The sequence below is a fragment of the Psychrobacter fozii genome (assembly GCF_003217155.1).
Taxonomy (GTDB): domain Bacteria; phylum Pseudomonadota; class Gammaproteobacteria; order Pseudomonadales; family Moraxellaceae; genus Psychrobacter; species Psychrobacter fozii.
In genome coordinates this window covers 419,255-437,059 of the sequence record NZ_QJSU01000001.1, presented here as the reverse complement: position 1 = coordinate 437,059, position 17,805 = coordinate 419,255, and the positions used below count along the sequence as shown (strand labels likewise).

General features: G+C 42.2%; 18 protein-coding genes. 11 read left to right on the top strand and 7 right to left on the bottom strand.

Annotation, left to right across the window (positions count from 1 at the left end; genetic code table 11):
• From folK to yjgA, 5 genes are all read left to right on the top strand, one after another.
• A complete protein-coding gene (gene folK / locus DFP82_RS01830; RefSeq protein ID WP_425450582.1) occupies positions 1-525 on the top strand; it encodes a 2-amino-4-hydroxy-6-hydroxymethyldihydropteridine diphosphokinase in 525 nt (174 codons plus the stop codon).
• A gap of 92 nt (positions 526-617) precedes the next feature.
• Entirely contained in the window at positions 618-1,418 is an 801-nt protein-coding gene (gene panB / locus DFP82_RS01825) for a 3-methyl-2-oxobutanoate hydroxymethyltransferase (RefSeq protein ID WP_110922012.1), read from the top strand.
• 39 nt (positions 1,419-1,457) lie between these two features.
• Entirely contained in the window at positions 1,458-2,357 is a 900-nt protein-coding gene (gene panC, locus DFP82_RS01820) for a pantoate--beta-alanine ligase (protein ID WP_110922011.1), read from the top strand.
• Between the two features lie 160 nt (positions 2,358-2,517).
• Positions 2,518-3,483, top strand: a complete 966-nt coding sequence (rapZ, locus tag DFP82_RS01815; RefSeq protein WP_110922010.1) for an RNase adapter RapZ — start codon at positions 2,518-2,520, stop codon at positions 3,481-3,483.
• A 49-nt stretch (positions 3,484-3,532) separates the two neighbouring features.
• Positions 3,533-4,045, top strand: a complete 513-nt coding sequence (gene yjgA / locus DFP82_RS01810; protein ID WP_110922009.1) for a ribosome biogenesis factor YjgA — start codon at positions 3,533-3,535, stop codon at positions 4,043-4,045.
• A 195-nt stretch (positions 4,046-4,240) separates the two neighbouring features.
• On the opposite strand, the gene DFP82_RS01805 is transcribed toward yjgA, so the two are convergent.
• A complete protein-coding gene (locus DFP82_RS01805; RefSeq protein ID WP_110922008.1) occupies positions 4,241-4,864 on the bottom strand; it encodes a thiol:disulfide interchange protein DsbA/DsbL in 624 nt (207 codons plus the stop codon).
• A 461-nt stretch (positions 4,865-5,325) separates the two neighbouring features.
• Between DFP82_RS01805 and ubiG the strand changes: the two genes are divergently transcribed.
• The 4 genes from ubiG (at position 5,326) to DFP82_RS01785 (ending at position 8,313) form a co-directional block, all read left to right on the top strand.
• Entirely contained in the window at positions 5,326-6,153 is an 828-nt protein-coding gene (gene ubiG / locus DFP82_RS01800) for a bifunctional 2-polyprenyl-6-hydroxyphenol methylase/3-demethylubiquinol 3-O-methyltransferase UbiG (protein ID WP_110922007.1), read from the top strand.
• Between the two features lie 77 nt (positions 6,154-6,230).
• On the top strand, positions 6,231-6,941 hold the full coding sequence (locus tag DFP82_RS01795) for an HAD family hydrolase (protein ID WP_110922006.1): 711 nt from the start codon (positions 6,231-6,233) through the stop codon (positions 6,939-6,941).
• A gap of 146 nt (positions 6,942-7,087) precedes the next feature.
• Complete coding sequence (locus tag DFP82_RS01790) at positions 7,088-7,873, top strand: YciK family oxidoreductase (RefSeq protein WP_110922217.1); 786 nt, start codon at positions 7,088-7,090, stop codon at positions 7,871-7,873.
• A gap of 173 nt (positions 7,874-8,046) precedes the next feature.
• On the top strand, positions 8,047-8,313 hold the full coding sequence (locus DFP82_RS01785) for a DksA/TraR family C4-type zinc finger protein (RefSeq protein WP_110922005.1): 267 nt from the start codon (positions 8,047-8,049) through the stop codon (positions 8,311-8,313).
• Between the two features lie 61 nt (positions 8,314-8,374).
• On the opposite strand, the gene DFP82_RS01780 is transcribed toward DFP82_RS01785, so the two are convergent.
• Together DFP82_RS01780 and ompR are read right to left on the bottom strand one after the other, a co-directional pair.
• A complete protein-coding gene (locus tag DFP82_RS01780; protein ID WP_181416227.1) occupies positions 8,375-9,613 on the bottom strand; it encodes a CobW family GTP-binding protein in 1,239 nt (412 codons plus the stop codon).
• 67 nt (positions 9,614-9,680) lie between these two features.
• Positions 9,681-10,439: an osmolarity response regulator transcription factor OmpR gene (gene ompR / locus DFP82_RS01775; protein ID WP_110922003.1), complete on the bottom strand. Its 759-nt coding sequence runs from the start codon at positions 10,437-10,439 to the stop codon at positions 9,681-9,683.
• Between the two features lie 391 nt (positions 10,440-10,830).
• On the opposite strand from ompR, the gene DFP82_RS01770 reads away from it, so the two are divergent.
• On the top strand, positions 10,831-13,368 hold the full coding sequence (locus tag DFP82_RS01770; RefSeq protein ID WP_110922002.1) for a Tex family protein: 2,538 nt from the start codon (positions 10,831-10,833) through the stop codon (positions 13,366-13,368).
• A gap of 198 nt (positions 13,369-13,566) precedes the next feature.
• Here the strand turns inward: DFP82_RS01770 and DFP82_RS14980 are convergent, their stop codons facing one another.
• Together DFP82_RS14980 and DFP82_RS01760 are read right to left on the bottom strand one after the other, a co-directional pair.
• Complete coding sequence (locus DFP82_RS14980; protein ID WP_245905588.1) at positions 13,567-14,061, bottom strand: hypothetical protein; 495 nt, start codon at positions 14,059-14,061, stop codon at positions 13,567-13,569.
• Between the two features lie 613 nt (positions 14,062-14,674).
• On the bottom strand, positions 14,675-15,961 hold the full coding sequence (locus DFP82_RS01760; RefSeq protein ID WP_110922000.1) for a saccharopine dehydrogenase family protein: 1,287 nt from the start codon (positions 15,959-15,961) through the stop codon (positions 14,675-14,677).
• 578 nt (positions 15,962-16,539) lie between these two features.
• On the opposite strand from DFP82_RS01760, the gene DFP82_RS01750 reads away from it, so the two are divergent.
• Positions 16,540-16,695, top strand: a complete 156-nt coding sequence (locus DFP82_RS01750) for a DUF1328 domain-containing protein (protein ID WP_082624527.1) — start codon at positions 16,540-16,542, stop codon at positions 16,693-16,695.
• A gap of 145 nt (positions 16,696-16,840) precedes the next feature.
• Here the strand turns inward: DFP82_RS01750 and DFP82_RS01745 are convergent, their stop codons facing one another.
• Together DFP82_RS01745 and DFP82_RS01740 are read right to left on the bottom strand one after the other, a co-directional pair.
• Entirely contained in the window at positions 16,841-17,134 is a 294-nt protein-coding gene (locus DFP82_RS01745; protein ID WP_110921998.1) for a 4a-hydroxytetrahydrobiopterin dehydratase, read from the bottom strand.
• A 248-nt stretch (positions 17,135-17,382) separates the two neighbouring features.
• Positions 17,383-17,676 (bottom strand): GNAT family N-acetyltransferase, encoded by a 294-nt coding sequence (locus DFP82_RS01740; RefSeq protein ID WP_110921997.1) that lies wholly within the window; start codon positions 17,674-17,676, stop codon positions 17,383-17,385.
• Positions 17,677-17,805: the final 129 nt, after the last annotated feature.

The window sequence follows — 17,805 nt, the reverse complement described above, 5'->3', positions numbered from 1 at the left end:
ATGGATAACAATATGGATAGTGCTGGTTGGGTTACCTGCTATGTGGGCTTGGGTAGCAATCTCGCTAATGAGCTGGGCTCACCAGCAGAGCATTTGCAGCAAGCCATTGCAACGATGCGAGAGCATGAGCAGGTACGTGATGTTCAAGTATCCTCATTTTACGCATCAGCTCCTATGGGACCGCAAGATCAGCCTGATTTTGTCAATGCAGTGGCTGGTTTCGAGACGACGTTACCCGCGCTTGAACTGCTTGTATTTTGCCAGCAACTAGAAGCGCAAGCCATGCGTGCACGCATACGACACTGGGGTGAGCGTAGTCTCGATGTCGATATTTTATTGTATGGTGACGTGCACATCACAGAGCCACAATTAAGCGTACCGCATGCTGGATTGACTGAGCGCAATTTTGTACTGATACCGCTCCGAGAGTTGGCGCCAAACTTGATAATCAAAGGTATGCCGATCGGCGATTATCCACAGAGTGCAGATTGGACAGGTTTGAAGTTACTGGCAAACGACGCATGATTTTCAAATGTTAGAATAGTCGTCGTTAGCATTGTTAATGACTGATAAAAAATATTAATGAGTAGCTGCACAGCAGAATAATTGAGGGTCATATGACGACGTTATCTACTTTAAATAAATTTAAAAAAGAAGGTACTAAGTTCACTTGCTTGACGTGCTATGACTCTATGTTTGCACGGATGATGGACAAGGCAGAGATTGATACCATCTTAATCGGTGATAGTTTGGGCATGGTCGTGCAAGGTCATGACTCAACGCTGCCCGTGACGGTCGATGATATGGCTTATCATACAGCCAATATTGCCCGTAGTAACAGCCATGCACTCATTTTATCTGATCTGCCGTTTATGAGTTATGTGACACTGCCAGAAGCGATTGCTAATAGCCGTAAGCTGATGCAAGCGGGCGCGCACGTGATCAAAATTGAGGGCGGTAGTGAGCTCTGTGAGTTGGTCACGACATTAGCACAGGCAGGTACACCCACTTGTGTACATCTTGGTCTTACCCCGCAGTCGGTCAATGTATTTGGCGGCTACAAAATTCAGGGTCGCGGTGATGAAGCGGCGGACAAACTGCTTGCTGATGCCAAAGCAGTTGTCGCTGCAGGTGCTGCACTACTAGTATTAGAATGTGTGCCTGCTGAGCTTGCAAAAGCCGTTACTGAAGCCGTCGCAGTGCCAGTTATTGGAATTGGTGCTGGTGCAGACACTGACGGTCAAGTCCTTGTTATGCATGACATGTTAGGCATGGCTCACGGCCGTGTGCCGCGCTTTGTTCATGATTTTCTGACAGATGAGCGTAATACTGCGCACAGTATTGAAGGGGCATTTGCCCTTTATCAGCAGTCAGTGCGTGAAGGCAGCTTTCCTACTGAACAGCATCAATTCAATTAATAGTTAGTTTTACGATTATAGATAGAAGAATATTTAATCATGCCTATTATTCATCATCATATCTCAGCACTACGTGCCGCTTTACAGCCTTATCGTGGTCAAAAAAACGAGAATCAGAGCAGCCAACCACGTATTGCGTTAGTACCCACGATGGGCAACCTGCATGATGGCCACCTTAAATTAGTGAAGATTGCTAAGCAACATGCTGATATTGTAGTGGTTAGTATTTTTGTCAATCCTACCCAGTTTGGCGAAGGAGAGGATTTTGAGAGCTATCCTCGCACACTTGATGAGGATGTTGCAAAGCTAGCCACGGTTGATACAGACTATGTCTTTGCGCCTAGTATTGATGAGATGTACCCAGTATTACCGCCACCGACCTCCGTTCTTGCCGGTGCTATTACGACTCAATTGTGCGGTCAGTCGCGACCAGGACATTTTGATGGTGTTGGTATTGTCGTTTCTAAATTGTTTAATATCGTACAACCTGATATTGCTGTTTTTGGACAAAAAGACTATCAGCAATTAGCAATTATTAAGCAGTTGGTACGTGATTTAAGTTACCCCATTGATATTATCGGTGCATCTATTGTTCGTGCTGTTGATGGTTTGGCACTATCATCGCGTAACCAATACTTGAGCACTGCTGAGCGTCAAATAGCACCTGTATTACATCAAGCATTGCAGTATTTAGCAGAACGGTTAGAGACTGGCGAGCAGAGTCCGCAAGTCGTTCAGTCATTTCTAATAGAAACCCAACTGCGTATTACTGATGCTGGTTTCACGATTGATTATTTAGAAATAAAAACTGACACGCTAGACTCGGTCGTTAGTGAGACTGATATGTTTAATGTAGAAAATAAAAACTTGATTATTCTGGTTGCAGCTTGGCTAGGACGTGCGCGTTTATTGGACAATCAATTGGTGATAATAGGTTAGCTGCTGTTAGTTATAGTCGATTCAGTTTAAAAGAGAGTCAAGGCAACCGAGTGCAGATGTATATGTAATACTTCAAGCGAGGTTAACGCTGTCACTCTTTTATAGAGGATTGACTATACATGGCGATTTGTTAGGTGCAATGGACTAGGATGGATAGAGCATGGATATAAATCAAGGCGAAAACAACGATCAGTCTGAGCCGGTAGCACATAAAGCAACCTCTGATACACTTAGTATTCTCGTTGTATCGGGCCGTTCAGGATCAGGTAAAACTTCGGTATTGAATATCTTAGAAGATTTGGGATATTACTCTATCGATAATCTGCCACTGTCCTTGTTACCCGATGCAGCGCATAAATTGGTCAATGAAAGTGGTATTCATCGTATTGCGCTTGGTGTCGATATTCGCACGCCGCGTGCTGATTTATCTAACTTTGCACAAACACATGATCTGCTCAAAAAAACGTATGGCGCAAACGCTGTTCAAGTGCTCTATGTGACCGCACAAGAAAGCACATTGATAGCGCGTTTTAATGCAACTCGCCGGGTACATCCTTTGATGTCGCAGGATATTGATAGTGATAATGCAAAGCATATTGCTTTTAATTTACCAGCGGCTATTAAAAAAGAAGTTGAGCTATTAGAACCAATCGCGGGTCATGCCGATATTAGAATTGATACCAGCACGCTGAATATCCATCAATTAAAAGACAGTTTGCGCGAGCATACTGGTGTCGATAATCAGATAGTCATTAATTTGCTGTCTTTCGGTTTTAAATACGGTAGTCCTATTGATGCTGATTTTGTATTTGATGTGAGAATTTTACCAAATCCACATTGGAAACCTGAACTACGTATGTCGACAGGTTTAGATGCTGAAGTGGTTGCATTCTTTGCCGATTATCCAGAAGTCGCCGAGATGACCGATGATCTCGAAAAGTTCTTAACACGTTGGCTACCAGATTTTTTACACAATAACCGCCATACGGTGACAGTGGCAATTGGCTGTACTGGTGGTAAGCACCGTTCCGTATTTATTACCGATAATTTACAGCGTCGTCTGGCTGATGTTATGCCGAAAGGCGTAAAGGTGCTGGCTAAACATCGCGAAAAAAGTCGCTGGTAATAGTAGCGGACACTATTCATTTTATTATTTATTATTTTGGAAAGCTTTTATGATCGACTGGAAAGAACAGGATATGCGCGTCTCGCGCACAGAACTCAAAAAAGCCCATGAGCGCTTGCAGCAGTTATCGATACCGCTTGCGAGTTTGTCAAAAAAACAGCTAAAAGCCTTGCCTGCCAGTGATTATTTTATGGCAGAGCTGATGGCACTTGCCGATATTACTAGCGCCAATGCGCGTAATCGTCAGACCAAACGTGTTGGCAAGCTTATGATTGAAGAAAATCGCCATGAGCTGATCAAGGCACTATTTGATTCATACTTTCCTAAAGAGCAAGTTTCTAAGATAGAGAGCTGGTATGAGCGTCTAAATATCAATGATGAAGGTACGCTAAAGCAGTTCGTCAAACAATATAAAGCTTCCGAGCACCATAGTATGTATCAGCTATTGCTTTGGATTGAGTATGCTAAGCATACAAATGATGATGAGCTAATGTCAGAGTCAAAAGCAGATTTGGCGAGTTATATTCGTGAAGTGGCTATACTGTCACAGCTAAAAAAATAACGAACATATAAACTTGATAGTCAGGCTTAGTTTATAGAAACCACAGTTTATAGGCACACAGTGTTTATAGACCTACAGGCTAGCCAAAATGTTCAAACAGCAGTACTGAAACACAAAAAAGCCAATCATATAATGATTGGCTTTTTTGTATGGCTTAATTGATATATTCTTTATCTATAATAGATAGAAGCTATACTATTTTTTCTTTTCAGCACGAACTTTATTGACTAAAAAGTCAACGATCTTAGGTACAGTAGCGTCTTGACCACTGATAACATATTTACCTTGTACCACAACGGTTGGTACACCTGATACTTGATAGCGTTTGGCGCCAGCTTGTGAACGACCAATTTTTGTACCAACAGCGAATGAATTATAAAGGCTGTTGAATTTTTTCTCGTCAACACCTTGTGAACCATACCATTTGCTTATTGACTGTTGGTCAAACAGTTTTTTACCATCTTTGTGGATTGCATCAAACATGGCATCATGTGTTTTGCTTTCGAATCCTAATAACTGTGCTGCATAGAAACCACGAGCATTGGTTTCCCAAACAGGATTCATTGCTGCTGGCGTTTTGAAGAAGGCAACGTCTTTGTCTTTGTTCTTTGCCCACTTTTCCATATGTGGATTCAACACGTTACAATGCGGGCAACCGTACCAAAAAAACTCACGAACAATGATAGCATCACCGCTAATTTTTTCTGGATTGTCTAGCACGCGATAGTCTTTTCCAGCGACATAATCAGCGGCTTGTGCGCCTGTAGTGGCAAGACCAATAGCCATGGCTAGACCAGTCAGTGTGATGACACGTTTCATACTTTATCCTTGAGATGTAGAGATTTAGGGTGTGTTAGGAGGCTTCTATAGCAATAGTTTTGAGTGTATAAACGGTATAGCGTCGAGTATAATCTAACTATAATAGCGTATCGACTATGATAATGTAAAATGTGTGTACTTGTGAATCTGATTCTTAACCAATGGTTGTAAAGCTGTGAGCTATTATTTAAGGTATATTGCTTATTGTTCTAGACACTCATTATTATTAGTTTTTATGGCTTTTGATATTGTTTTTAGAGTTTGGTCGTCTGAATGGTATGCTGCTTGAGCTTATTACCAAGGGTGGCGGCCCAAATGATTCAAAGTGATGATTGGCTAGAGTTTGTTATCACACTTCACAATCGGTGACGATGTCCTCACAACAAAATTGCTGCTCGCATGCTAATATTAAACGCATAATTGCGTACTGTATATGATAATGACAATAAAGGAAAAACGCTATGAGTTCAGCTCTATCTTCCCAGCCTTCTTTGAATGAGCAAATGAATACCACCGTCAATGATACCCATGCTAATGCTATCAATGTCGATCCTAGCGAAGTTGAAAAGTTTAACAACTTGGCCAGTGAATGGTGGAGCAATACGGGCGCGTTTGCAACTTTGCATGAAATCAATCCATTGCGCTTAAATTGGATAGAAGAAAACGTTAAGCGCAGTTATCAAAGCCATGATTCTAGCAAATCAGCTGAGACTGGATTAGCGGGCAAAAAAGTGCTGGATGTCGGTTGTGGCGGCGGTATATTGTCAGAATCAATGGCGCGTCGTGGTGCTGATGTGACTGGTGTTGATCTGGGTACTGAAAATCTAAAAGCGGCAGCGTTACATGCAGAGCAGAGCGGCTTAGAGGATACTCTACGATATCAACATATCCCAGTAGAGAGCTTAGCGCAGACGCATGCAGGTCAGTTCGATGTGGTGAGTTGTATGGAAATGCTTGAGCATGTTCCTGACCCTAGTTCAATTGTGCAGGCTTGTTTTGATCTGCTAGCACCAGGCGGAGTTTGTGTGCTTTCGACTATTAACCGTAACCCCAAGTCATACTTGTTTGCCATTGTTGGAGCAGAATACGTACTACGCTTACTCGATCGTGGCACCCATGATTATGCCAAGTTTATTACCCCAGCCGAATTAGATAAAATGGCAGGCAATGCTGGATTTGTGCGTAAAGACATCATTGGGCTGCATTACAATCCATTGACCAAGCGTTATTGGCTGGCACAGAATGTCGATGTCAATTATATGATTGCTGTACAAAAACCAATGGCGTAAAAATCTGATACTGTGTTCGGTTGCTTTTGTGACATCATATTTTATTAATCTTGTTATTCACCTTGAGAGTATTTGCTATGGCCCAATTTGTAAAAGCAGTGTTGTTTGACCTCGATGGGACCTTAATTGATACTGCTGCTGACTTCGTCCGTATCATCGGTAAGATGAGCCTCGAAAATAACTGGCAAGCACCACCTGAGTCGGAGATACGTGAGCAGGTTTCTGCCGGTGCCTCAGCGATGGTACAGTTGATGTTACGACATAACGAGCAACTCGATGTCAGTGAAGAAACCTTGCTTGATTTTCGTCAGCAGTTTTTGGATGATTATGAGGCGGATATATGTGTCGATAGCTGTGTATTCGCTGAATTAGAGGAAGTGCTTACAGACCTCGAAGCCAAAAGAGTGCCATGGGGTATCGTTACCAACAAGCCGCGTTATTTGGCAGAGAAACTATTAAATACAATGCAGTTGGATGAACGCTGTGCTGTGTTGGTCTGTCCTGATGACGTGTCTCGCCCAAAACCTGATCCAGAACCTATGTATATGGCACTCGAAAAGCTAGGTATACCTCGTGGTGCAGCTGGCTGTGTGATTTATGTTGGCGATCATATACGCGATATCGAATCTGGTAATGCAGCTGGCATGCCGACGATTTTGGCAGCATATGGTTATATCCCGCCGCAAGATCAAAAAAACCTAAAGAAGTGGGGCGCAGACTATATTACCGAGACACCTGAGCAATTGAACAAATTGCTGCTGTCATCTGGTAAATTTGATTATTTATAAATTATTGAGCAAAGGTATGGATATAAGTGATATCCAATAAATGACTCTGAATCAGACAATGTAAGAAAATATCCCAACCTATTAAACGATAAGTAGTGAGCAATTACATGAGCGCAAATATTGACCAATCGGCTGACCAACAAGATATGAAAAACACCAAGCAACCTTTAACTCATGATGATATTCGTTGTTTTGTGCCATCTGATAACTGCTTAGATGGTAAGACTATTTTGGTGACGGGTGCTGGTGATGGTATTGGTCGAGTCGCTGCACTAACTTACGCTCGCTATGGTGCGACGGTGCTGCTGCTTGGACGTACCAGTAGCAAGCTGGAATATGTGTATGATGAGATAGAGAGCTTTGGTGGTAAGCAACCAGCCATGTTACCGATGAATCTAGAAGGAGCAACTTATGCTGAAATGCAGCAGCTTGAAGGATTGATTGGCAAAGAAGTCGGTAAACTGGATGGTATCTTGCACAATGCAGGTCTGCTTGGACAGCTGACGCCGCTTGAGATGTATGATGTTGATACCTTTGCTCAAGTGATGAAGGTTAACTTTACCTCGACGTTTATGCTCACCCAAGCGCTACTACCACTACTTAAAGATGCGGATAATGGCTCTATTGTCTTTACCTCTAGCACAGTTGGTACACATCCTCGTGCATTCTGGGGCGCTTATGCGCTCTCAAAGCAAGCCGTAGAGGGTATGAGTGATATCTTTACTCAGGAGACGCAGAGCACCACTAACTTGCGTTTTAACTGTGTCAATCCTGGCGGTACTCGTACCAACATGCGCGCCCATGCATACCCAGGCGAAAATCCTATGAGCCTAAAAACACCTGAAGATATCATGGCAGGCTATGTTTGTCTGATGAGTGATGACAGCATCGGTGTACGCGGGCAAGTAGTCGAGCTCCAACCAAAAGATTGATAGTGTGGTTTTCTGCTAGGGAATATCGTTATTTAGCACTTTTATACATGACTTGCACTTTTATACATGACTTGTGAACCTAGCAGTAGGTTGTAATCAGTTATAAATAACCCCATCTATCTGTTATTAAAGTGATTTGTAATATCTAATGATAATAAATAGGATGGAATATTATGGCAGGTGGTTGGTCAAGAGATGGTGCTGAGCACGAGCAAATGGATGCGACCGTTAATGATGCATTAGAACGGGCACGACGTTCGCTGCCAACGGGTGATAGTGCTGAGCTGTGTGATGAATGTGGCAATCCTATTCCAGAGGCAAGGCGTTTAGCTGTACCAGGTATCCAACATTGCGTAGGTTGTCAGACAGAACTTGAACAAGAGGCGAGAGCTGCCGAGTTGTTCAATCGTCGGGGTAGTAAAGACAGTCAACTACGCTAAAAAGTAAAAGGGCGGACATTGCTATTTTATATCGCAATGTCCGCCCTTTTTTTGTCTATTACTATAGAACCAATGCCATTAGCTCAGTATCGTATGCTTCCCAATCTATAGAAGAAGAAAGCGCTGTCTTATCTTTTTCTTCTGAACAATCGCTTTCTACCGCTGAATCGTTGTCATCATGACTAACTTCATCCAACTGCAAGATGATTTCCAATCGACTATCTACCTGAGGACTGACCGTGCTCGTGGTCAAGCTGTCAGGAGTAAAGTTAATCTGTAGCCAGCCGTCAGAGGTATGTACCACGCCTTTGATGCGTTGCCAACTTGGTAGCCTTAATAGCCAACTCTGTAATTCATCAGCTTTTAATACATAGTGTGCTGGCAGTCGCCATCCTGCCAATAGTATGTCTTGCTGCGTTTCATGATAGCGGTAAGGCTGCTCTGTATTGGTAATGTTCTCATCATCATTGTCTACTAGAGCGTTGGACGATGGGGAAGATAATGAAGCAGCTGATATAGCGCCAACCCGAGGTTGTAAGCCAATCACTGACTTGTTAGGGCGAGTGATATTTATCGTGCGTTGTTTTGAGATCGTCTGACTAGGCTTGGTCAGTTGAATGCTTAACTCTGATAGGCTTGATTTTGATAGATGGATATTGGATGAGTCACTCGTATCATGAGATAGCTGCTCAGATACTGTCCAAATGATATTTACCTGCGGATTTAATGTGATTACCCACGCTTGTAATGCCTGTTTTTCGCTATCGCTTAGTTGGATATAGCGGTTAATCACCAACACATCAGCATCGCGGACATGCGCTTGAAACCCATCATGATTGCGATATTTATCTTGTTGCCATTGCGCACCACTAAGTACGGTTATCACCGCTTGCATTTTCAGCGCTGTCTGCCAATGCGGAGCACCGAGTTGCATGATCAGCTCACGTGGATGAGCAAGCCCTGTCGGCTCAATGAGCAGGCGCTGTGGATGGTGCTCACTGAGTAGTCGGCTGATAGCTATCTGTAAAGGTAGCTGACTGGTACAGCAAATACAGCCACCGCTGACCTCACGAATCGCAATGTTTTTTTGCTCACTCGAGTTGTCTTGTGAGCTGGCTAGCAATGCACCATCAATACCAATACGACCAAATTCATTAATCAGTAATGCCCAGCGTTCATCAGCTGGTTTTGTAGCGAGGAGTTGGTTAATGACAGTGGTTTTGCCAGCACCCAAAAACCCTGTCACCAAGGTGCAGGGTATGTTTTGAAAGATAATAGGGTTTTTCACAGATATGCTCATCATATTGGCACGTGTTTGTGAACAACCAAACACGGCCTATATTAAAAGAAATGACATCAGCCAAAGGTTATTCACTCTTAATGGCTTCTACTTCAGCTTCGTCAGGGACGAATACATAGCCCACGCCCCAAACAGTTTGGATGTAACGTGCTTGAGAAGGGTTATCTTCGATCAAGCGACGTAAACGTGATACCTGTACATCGATAGAGCGCTCCATCGCACCCCATTCACGACCACGAGCAAGGTTCATCAGTTTGTCACGGGTCAATGGCTCACGTGGATGCTGTACTAAAGCTTTTAATACCGAAAACTCACCTGTTGTTAAGGTAACAACGTTGCCGTCACGTTTGAGCGTACGAGTCGATAGGTCTAATGTCCACGGCCCAAATTCAACCACTTCAAGCTGATGGCTAGGTGCACCAGGTAGCTCGCGGTTTTGGCGACGCAATACAGCTTTGATACGGGCCAATAGCTCTTTTGGATTAAATGGCTTAGGCAGATAATCATCAGCACCCGCTTCGAGTCCTGCAATGCGATCTGCATCGCCACCTTTAGCGGTCAACATAATGATAGGGATGTCGCCATTGTCTTCGCGTAGACGTTGGCAGATGCTAATACCGTCTTCGCCTGGTAGCATCAAATCTAGTACGACTAAAGAAAACAGTTCGCGCTGCATTAACTTGTCCATCTGACTACCATCATGAGCAGTACGAACGACAAAACCGTCGTCTTCCAGAAAGCGTTGTAACAACGAGCGCAGACGTGCATCGTCATCGACGACTAAAATACGCTGAGTCAAAGTATCGGGGCTGGTATTATCAGGCATACAGGCATCCTCTTATAAAAATTATTATTAGCAGAAAATATACATAACAACATGTGTAAAACACGTGTGAAAAATTATGAATAAAAACAGTATCATTATCTAATTACTGGTCAGAAGCAATATCTTCACATAATTGAAAACTATTGTTCAATGTATCAGAACATACCGATATTTTAGTTATTGATACTTTAGTGTATAAGATTGCACGACTAATTGCATCACTCATAAGGACAAATGCTGTATGCGTTTGTTTAACAAGGCGACAGAACCTATGATATTCGGCGATTTTTGATATAAAACACGCTATAAATAACGAAAAGATAAAAAGGATTTTTATTCATGCAGCTTTTGCTATAATGCAAAACTACATTTCTCAACGATTGATACGTATATGAGTAGCACTGATACCTTAACGCCATCTCAAACCTCGACAAATGCAAAGGTTTTGGATGCAACCACACACGCGAATATTCACGACAAGCTTGCTCGCGCGCTTGGCATTAAGACTGCTCAAGTCAATGCGTTTGTCAAACTTTACGATGAAGGCGCGACTGTTCCGTTTATTGCCCGTTACCGCAAAGAGAAGACTCAGGATCTTGATGATGCACAATTACGAGCGTTAGAGAAGTCTCTCAATTACGAGCGTGACATGGCCACCCGTCGCCTAAAAATTACTGAGCTGCTCAGCACGCAAGGTAATTTAACTGACGAGCTACAGGCACGTATCGATAATGCGACGTCTAAGCTTGAGTTGGAAGATATCTATCTACCATATCGTCCACGTCGCCGTTCACCTGCTGCTAAAGCACGTGCTGCTGGTCTCGATGTTGCTGCCCAAGCGGTGCTAACACAAGAGATTACCCCAACAGATGCGCTAGCGGACTATCAAGTACAGTCTAGCATTACCGATGATAGTGGTAATGAGATTGACGTTGATTTCAGCGATATCGAAAAGCAATTGGCTGGTGTACAAGCCATCATCGTTGATGAATGGACGCAAGCACTAGATTTGCTAGACAACTTGCGCAGTGGTTTTGCCAAGACGGCCAGTATCGTATCGAGCGTTGCTAGTGATGAAAAGCGTGAAGTCGGTGAAAAATTCAAAGATTACTTTGAGCACAGCGAAAGCCTAGCTCGTCTGCCTAATCATCGCCTATTAGCGATGCTACGTGGTCGCCAAGAAAACGTCTTGGGTCTGAAAATTGAAGGCGAAGACGCACCATTTATCGAAAAAGCTATTAGCCATTTCAATGTTGATGCTACGGCACCAGCCGCTCGCCGTGAGTTCTTAACAGAAGCGGCTAGCAGCCTATGGAAAGACAAATGGCGTCCGCATATTGAACATCGTTTATTGACTGAAAAACGTCTGACTGCTGAAGCAGATGCGATTGATGTATTTGCAAATAACCTGCAGCACTTGTTAATGTCAGCACCTGCCGGCCGCAAAGTTATTTTAGGTGTCGATCCTGGCATTCGCCATGGTGTCAAAATGTCGATTGTCGATGCTCAAGGCCATGTCATGCTAGATAGCGAAGACAAGCCTGTTGTTTCAACCGTTTATCCGTTTGCCCCTGATAATAAAATAGGTGAAGCCAAAAAAGTCATCGATGAATTGTTAAGCACTTATAACGTCGATCTAGTGGCTATCGGGAATGGTACGGCAAGTCGCGAAACAGATGCGATGATTAAAGAGATTTTGGCAGCCAATGCTGAGCTAAAAGCCAAAGCTGTTATCGTCAATGAGTCAGGCGCATCAGTCTACTCAGCCAGTGAGCTGGCCAGTGATGAGCTTGGCAATATGGACGTTTCTGTACGTGGTGCAGTATCTATCGCTCGTCGCTTGCAAGATCCGTTGTCAGAGCTCGTTAAAGTTGATCCAAAAGCCATTGGTGTGGGTCAATATCAGCATGACGTCAATCAGACTCAGCTAGCAGATAGTTTAGACAAAGTAACTCAAGATAGCGTAAACGCAGTTGGTGTCGATGTGAACACTGCTAGCCCTGCTATTTTGGCGCACATCGCTGGTCTCAATCGCAATGTCGCTCAACAAATCGTTACCTATCGTAAAGAGCACGGTGCCTTTGACAGTCGTGAGTCATTGAAAAACGTACCACGCTTGGGTGCTAAGACTTTTGAACAAGCAGCAGGCTTCTTGCGTATCCATGATGGTAGTAATCCACTTGATGCCACCGGTGTGCATCCAGAAAGCTATGCATTGGTCGATAGCTTACTGGCACAAACAGGCAAAGCCTTGCCAGAAATCATCGGTAATGATGGCATACTAAATACTATCGATACCACTGCAATTGCTGCTAATGATGATAATATCAGCATAAAAGCAATCTTAGACGAACTGGCTAAACCAGCACGTGATCCACGTCCTGAGTTTAAGACGGCTAACTTCCGTGATGATGTAAATAGCATCAAAGATTTAGAAGAAGGCATGCAGCTTGAAGGTGTCGTGACCAACGTGACTGCTTTCGGTTGTTTCGTCGATGTCGGTGTTCATCAAGACGGTTTGGTTCATATTTCACAGATGGCCAATGATTTCGTCGCTGATCCTATGAACCGTGTCAAGCCGGGTGATATCGTATCAGTACGTGTCATCTCTATTGATGAAAAGCGTGGTCGTATTGGTTTCAGTATGAAGCCTGAGTCTGAAAAACCAGCACGCTCAGCAGCAAAACCTACTGTTAAAGAAACTGGCTCTGATGAGAAAGTTAGTCGTCCTCGTAGCAATCGCCCAAATAGCAGCCGTCCAGCTGCTGACAAGCGACCAAACAAGCCACGTGGTGATCGTCAGGACAAAGGCAATGCTAGCCGTAATCATAGCAAAGCGTCAAGAGCTGAGAAAACTGAAGCGCCTAGCAAACTGGGTACCCTCGGTGCACTGTTGCAAGAAGCTGGTGTAACCAAAACTAAGAAATAGCCTAATGGGCAATTAAGTTTTATAAGACAAAAAAAGGCAGCCATTAGGCTGCCTTTCTTTGTCTATCATTTATGTCATTCGCAAAAATAAAGTATCTTAAGATTGGTTAGGTGAGTGGTCATTGATACTTCACCGCTGCCCTTTATTTTTGGAGGCACAACATGAGATTACGGCTTTACGTAATTCGATATTGCTTAACTATCTGATGATAGGTTGTTGCATATCTGGTTGTTGCATATCTGGTTGTTGCATATCTGGTTGTTGCATATCTGGTTGTTGCATATCTGGTTGTTGCATATCTGGTTGTTGCATATCTGGTTGTTGCATATCCGGTTGTTGCATGTCTGGTTGTTGCATGTCTGGCTGTTGCATGTCTGGTTGTTGCATGTCTGGTTGTTGCATGTCTGGTTGTTGCATGCCTGGTTGTTGCATACCTTCTACTTGCGTAGCCATGCCTGCATTGCTATTGGTTCGCGCAATAGAGATAGTTTGAGTTTCACTGATTTGAAACGGGCTGGATTCAGCAGAAGCGATCTCACCCTCTGCACTTTCAACGTTAGCTTGCATCGCGCTATCAGCAGCTGCTTTTTGCATGTCTACTGGTTTCATATTTGCAGGTGCTGCCATTGCCAAACTTGGAAGAGTCAGCGCTGCACCAATAAGTAGCGATAGAGGTAAAGTACGTTTTTGCATGGATTAATTCCTTGAATTACAAATTTAATGTGCCAGTTCAAAGTAGTCTTATTAAAAACTCTTAAACTAACCAGTGTTCAATATTATTTCGCACAACTTGTTCCGTATAACATAGAGCTGTTTATAATTTTAAATATATATATTTAGTATAGTTAACAAATAATATATAGGTAAAATAAAATCATGATAACCGCTACGTTGGCTATCATGATTGAGTAAGATGATATTATTAACTGACTATTGACCAGTCATAAACTCTGTAGAGAAGAATACCAATTAAGCTCACATTAATTCAGTAGTACATAAATTAATAGTCTCACAGCTTGATGTTTTCATGTGACATCGTGCAATGACTGTATTTTTGTTGTTGTAATGGAGCATGTATTGGTAGTTGCGATGTATTTTTCTCTTCCTTAAAATCGTTATGAAATCTCAATACTAAGAAACCGTACCTCGATATCAAGATACGGTTAGAAGAGTAATAAAAATTAAATTTCTTATTAGCTATCGTCGTTCAAAGAGAATTGGAAAGTAAGAAGGCTAAGTAAAATTGCTACAGCTGCTAATTTGAGCAAACTTCATGCTATATCTCTTTTATATAGGGTTAACGACATTAATGGTCGACGACTTCGAAGCTCAATCCTGCATGCTCTTCTAAGCGTGTAAGTAACTGATCACCCATCGCAGATGCTGGTGTCCAAAAACCACCGCCAACAGTCTCTTTACTGACATCTTGTGCCAAACACAGTGCCGCTTGAGCCAGCATGCGCGAGGTGCTGCCGTAGCCAGGATCTTTATCACCTGTAACTTTGGTATTAATCGTGTCTTTCTTAGCGGTCTGTCCAAAGAGACGAATATCAAAATAGCCGTTTTTCTGCTCTTCTTTAGACGGGCCAGAACCTGATTTGGGCAATACATGTTTGGATAATAACTCACGGCTCGGTGTAATCATCATGGCTGTGGCAAATCCAAACAAACCTGCGCTCAAGGCATAGCTTGATAGCTGACCCTGCACCCCATCTTTCATCCACATCGCTTCGTCATATTTGAAGCCACGACCATATTCATAGCCGAGCAGCTGATTGCTACGATGTACGATACGAGTATTGATACTTGCCATCACAAAAGGTGCAAGCCAACGCTTATGCTCACTATCGTATTCTGGCTTGCTGACATTATCTTGGCGCACGTTTGGCGCATCTGTATCATCGTTGAGTAAATAAGGGTTTGCTACCTGCTTACGACGTGACTTGTCTTTCCCGACTTCTTCAAAAATAGTCGCCATAGAGGCAATGGTACCGCCCGATAGACCACCTTTTGCCGCTTTTACACGCATATGAATTACATCGCAAGCTTCGCCAAAATTCTCTTCCGCTTTGGTTTGCGTAAAGTACACACCCAAGTCTGATGGAATAGAGTCAAATCCGCATGAGTTGACGATACGAGCACCGCTTTGTTTTGCCGCATCTTGATATTTATCCATCATGTCTTTGATAAAGATGGCTTCACCAGTGAGATCGACATAATCCGTACCATTAGTACTGCAAGATTTAATTAGAGGTTCACCATACTTGAGGTAGGGGCCAACGGTAGAGATGATGACTTGGGTTTGTTTGGTCATCTCATCGAGGCTCGCCGAATCATTACTGTTAGCAATAATGATATCTACCTTGCTTTCTAGCTCCGACTGTAGCTCATTCAGTTTTGCTTCGTCACGACCTGCTATGGCCCACGTCACGTTAGCACCACTGGCGTCTTTAGCATTGGACAAAAACTCTGTTAGATAATGTGCCGTAATTTTTCCAACGAAGCTGGTTGCACCGTATAGAACAACCGCGTAAGGACGGTTCTTACTAATGCTTTGTAGCGTGTTGTTTGAGGTTTCCGTATTGGTATCCATATTTATTATCCTTAATAGGTTATTGAATGAGTCACTTTAAAATGAATGGTTTCTTGATGAATGACTTAGCACAACCAAGACTAAGCCAAATTATCTATACGAGTGAAATATATATCTGACTATGGCTATCATGATTGGCATTTGTGTTTTGCAAAAAACGGTCATTGAGAGTAATGATGACGAATGAAAGGTATTTGCTACTTACTGTTTATAGCAGATTATATGATGAAAGTGGTAGTGGATAAAAAGCAACTCACTCTCTCTATACACAAGTCCTATAAAACTAGAGAAAAATGCCAGAAAGCTAAGATTTGCTACAAAGATTACATAACTTACCGATTTTATTACCAAAGTGAACGTTTTTTGAAGATGAATATTGCTAATCTAAAGTCGTAAGCAGTTATTACTAATACTAAAAATTTCACTAATACTAAAAACAAAAAAGGAGATGTCAGATATAACAGGACAAATATAGATAATAGCTATTGATTGTACTGGTCAGTATTTTCCAGTTTTAATTAATACTTATCTTATGAGTCTTATTTCTGATTTTTCAATAACTATTTAAGGAGAAGATTATGTTTCGTTGGGCTATTATTTTTGCTGTAATCGCATTGTTGGCAAGTTTCCTAGGTTTTGGCGGTGTCGCTGGACTGTCTGCTAATTTGGCATACATTTTCTTAGCTGTTGCTGTCATTTTATTCATCGTCGCGTTCGTAAGCCGCAAGATGTAATAATTAACCGTGGAATACTAAATAAAAATAAATCGTTAAACAAAAAAGTCCTCATATATGATGAGGACTTTTTTATGGCTAATTTTCTTTGAACTGTTTATTTAAATATCAAAGTATTCACATATCAAAAATTATTCACGTATCACTATAGGCGTTTGGGTTGGATAATATATTCCATACGTTTGGCCAGACGAATATCATGACTGGTAATGCCACCTGTATCATCAGTGGTGAGTCGCACTTCTACCACGTTATATGTATTACGCCACTCAGGATGATGCTCAAGTGCTTCAGCATAAAATGCCGCTTGATTCATAAAGCTCATGGCTTCAATAAAATCGCTAAAGTGATATGTTTTCACGATAGCATTACCATCACGCTGCCAGCCTGGCAAATCTTCTAGCTGCAAATCTACTTGTTTATCAGATAGACTACTCATATTAATAACCTTTATTGTTATGCTGACTTGGTTTATTAAAAATTATATTAGATGACATCTAATACGGTGCGACTAACGATACAGAATAAATGTAAAAGTGCCTTATCCTATAAATTATTATAAGACATAAATCGCTCCTGTATTTGTCATCTTGCCATATATTTAAAGATAAATATACGAGCGCAGACAACAAATAAAAAAGAAGGTAAGGCTAAGTTCTTGCTTAGAATATATTTGCTAGTATTGGATTACAGCAAGTCTTTATATTCCGGATGTTTATTGATGTATGACGATACAAATGAACATTGTGGCACCACTTTCTTATCATTCTCACGTGCATAATTGAGTGCGTGTTTGACCAATGTTGACCCGACACCGCGTCCGCCTAAAGCTTGCGGTACGATAGTGTGGTCGTAGATCAGTTTGCCATCACGCTCTTGATAGCTGATATAGCCAATGTGACCGTCGATAGCAGTCTCAAATCGTTTGGCTTCTATGTCGTGGCTAATTTTTATAGGTTGTTCAGCAGTTTGATTACTCATAGCTACTCTCCATTATTATTAAGTGTCTCTGTTATCAGATATCGTTTGTGTCTCTACTTCTAATTCTTATTATGCGTATTCTGTCATTTAATCTATAGCTCTTTACCGTAAGAGTAGATAGGGTAAATG

Coding starts and splice junctions, on each gene's coding strand:
- ubiG (WP_110922007.1), top strand. CDS start 5,326: ATGAGTTCAGCTCTATCTTCCCAGCCTTCTTTGAATGAGCAAATGAAT.
- DFP82_RS01795 (WP_110922006.1), top strand. CDS start 6,231: ATGGCCCAATTTGTAAAAGCAGTGTTGTTTGACCTCGATGGGACCTTA.
- yjgA (WP_110922009.1), top strand. CDS start 3,533: ATGATCGACTGGAAAGAACAGGATATGCGCGTCTCGCGCACAGAACTC.
- DFP82_RS01760 (WP_110922000.1), bottom strand. CDS start 15,961: ATGGATACCAATACGGAAACCTCAAACAACACGCTACAAAGCATTAGT.
- DFP82_RS01770 (WP_110922002.1), top strand. CDS start 10,831: ATGAGTAGCACTGATACCTTAACGCCATCTCAAACCTCGACAAATGCA.
- DFP82_RS14980 (WP_245905588.1), bottom strand. CDS start 14,061: ATGCAAAAACGTACTTTACCTCTATCGCTACTTATTGGTGCAGCGCTG.
- DFP82_RS01780 (WP_181416227.1), bottom strand. CDS start 9,613: ATGAGCATATCTGTGAAAAACCCTATTATCTTTCAAAACATACCCTGC.
- DFP82_RS01805 (WP_110922008.1), bottom strand. CDS start 4,864: ATGAAACGTGTCATCACACTGACTGGTCTAGCCATGGCTATTGGTCTT.
- DFP82_RS01740 (WP_110921997.1), bottom strand. CDS start 17,676: ATGAGTAATCAAACTGCTGAACAACCTATAAAAATTAGCCACGACATA.
- folK (WP_425450582.1), top strand. CDS start 1: ATGGATAACAATATGGATAGTGCTGGTTGGGTTACCTGCTATGTGGGC.
- panC (WP_110922011.1), top strand. CDS start 1,458: ATGCCTATTATTCATCATCATATCTCAGCACTACGTGCCGCTTTACAG.
- DFP82_RS01790 (WP_110922217.1), top strand. CDS start 7,088: ATGAAAAACACCAAGCAACCTTTAACTCATGATGATATTCGTTGTTTT.
- rapZ (WP_110922010.1), top strand. CDS start 2,518: ATGGATATAAATCAAGGCGAAAACAACGATCAGTCTGAGCCGGTAGCA.
- panB (WP_110922012.1), top strand. CDS start 618: ATGACGACGTTATCTACTTTAAATAAATTTAAAAAAGAAGGTACTAAG.
- DFP82_RS01745 (WP_110921998.1), bottom strand. CDS start 17,134: ATGAGTAGTCTATCTGATAAACAAGTAGATTTGCAGCTAGAAGATTTG.
- DFP82_RS01750 (WP_082624527.1), top strand. CDS start 16,540: ATGTTTCGTTGGGCTATTATTTTTGCTGTAATCGCATTGTTGGCAAGT.
- ompR (WP_110922003.1), bottom strand. CDS start 10,439: ATGCCTGATAATACCAGCCCCGATACTTTGACTCAGCGTATTTTAGTC.
- DFP82_RS01785 (WP_110922005.1), top strand. CDS start 8,047: ATGGCAGGTGGTTGGTCAAGAGATGGTGCTGAGCACGAGCAAATGGAT.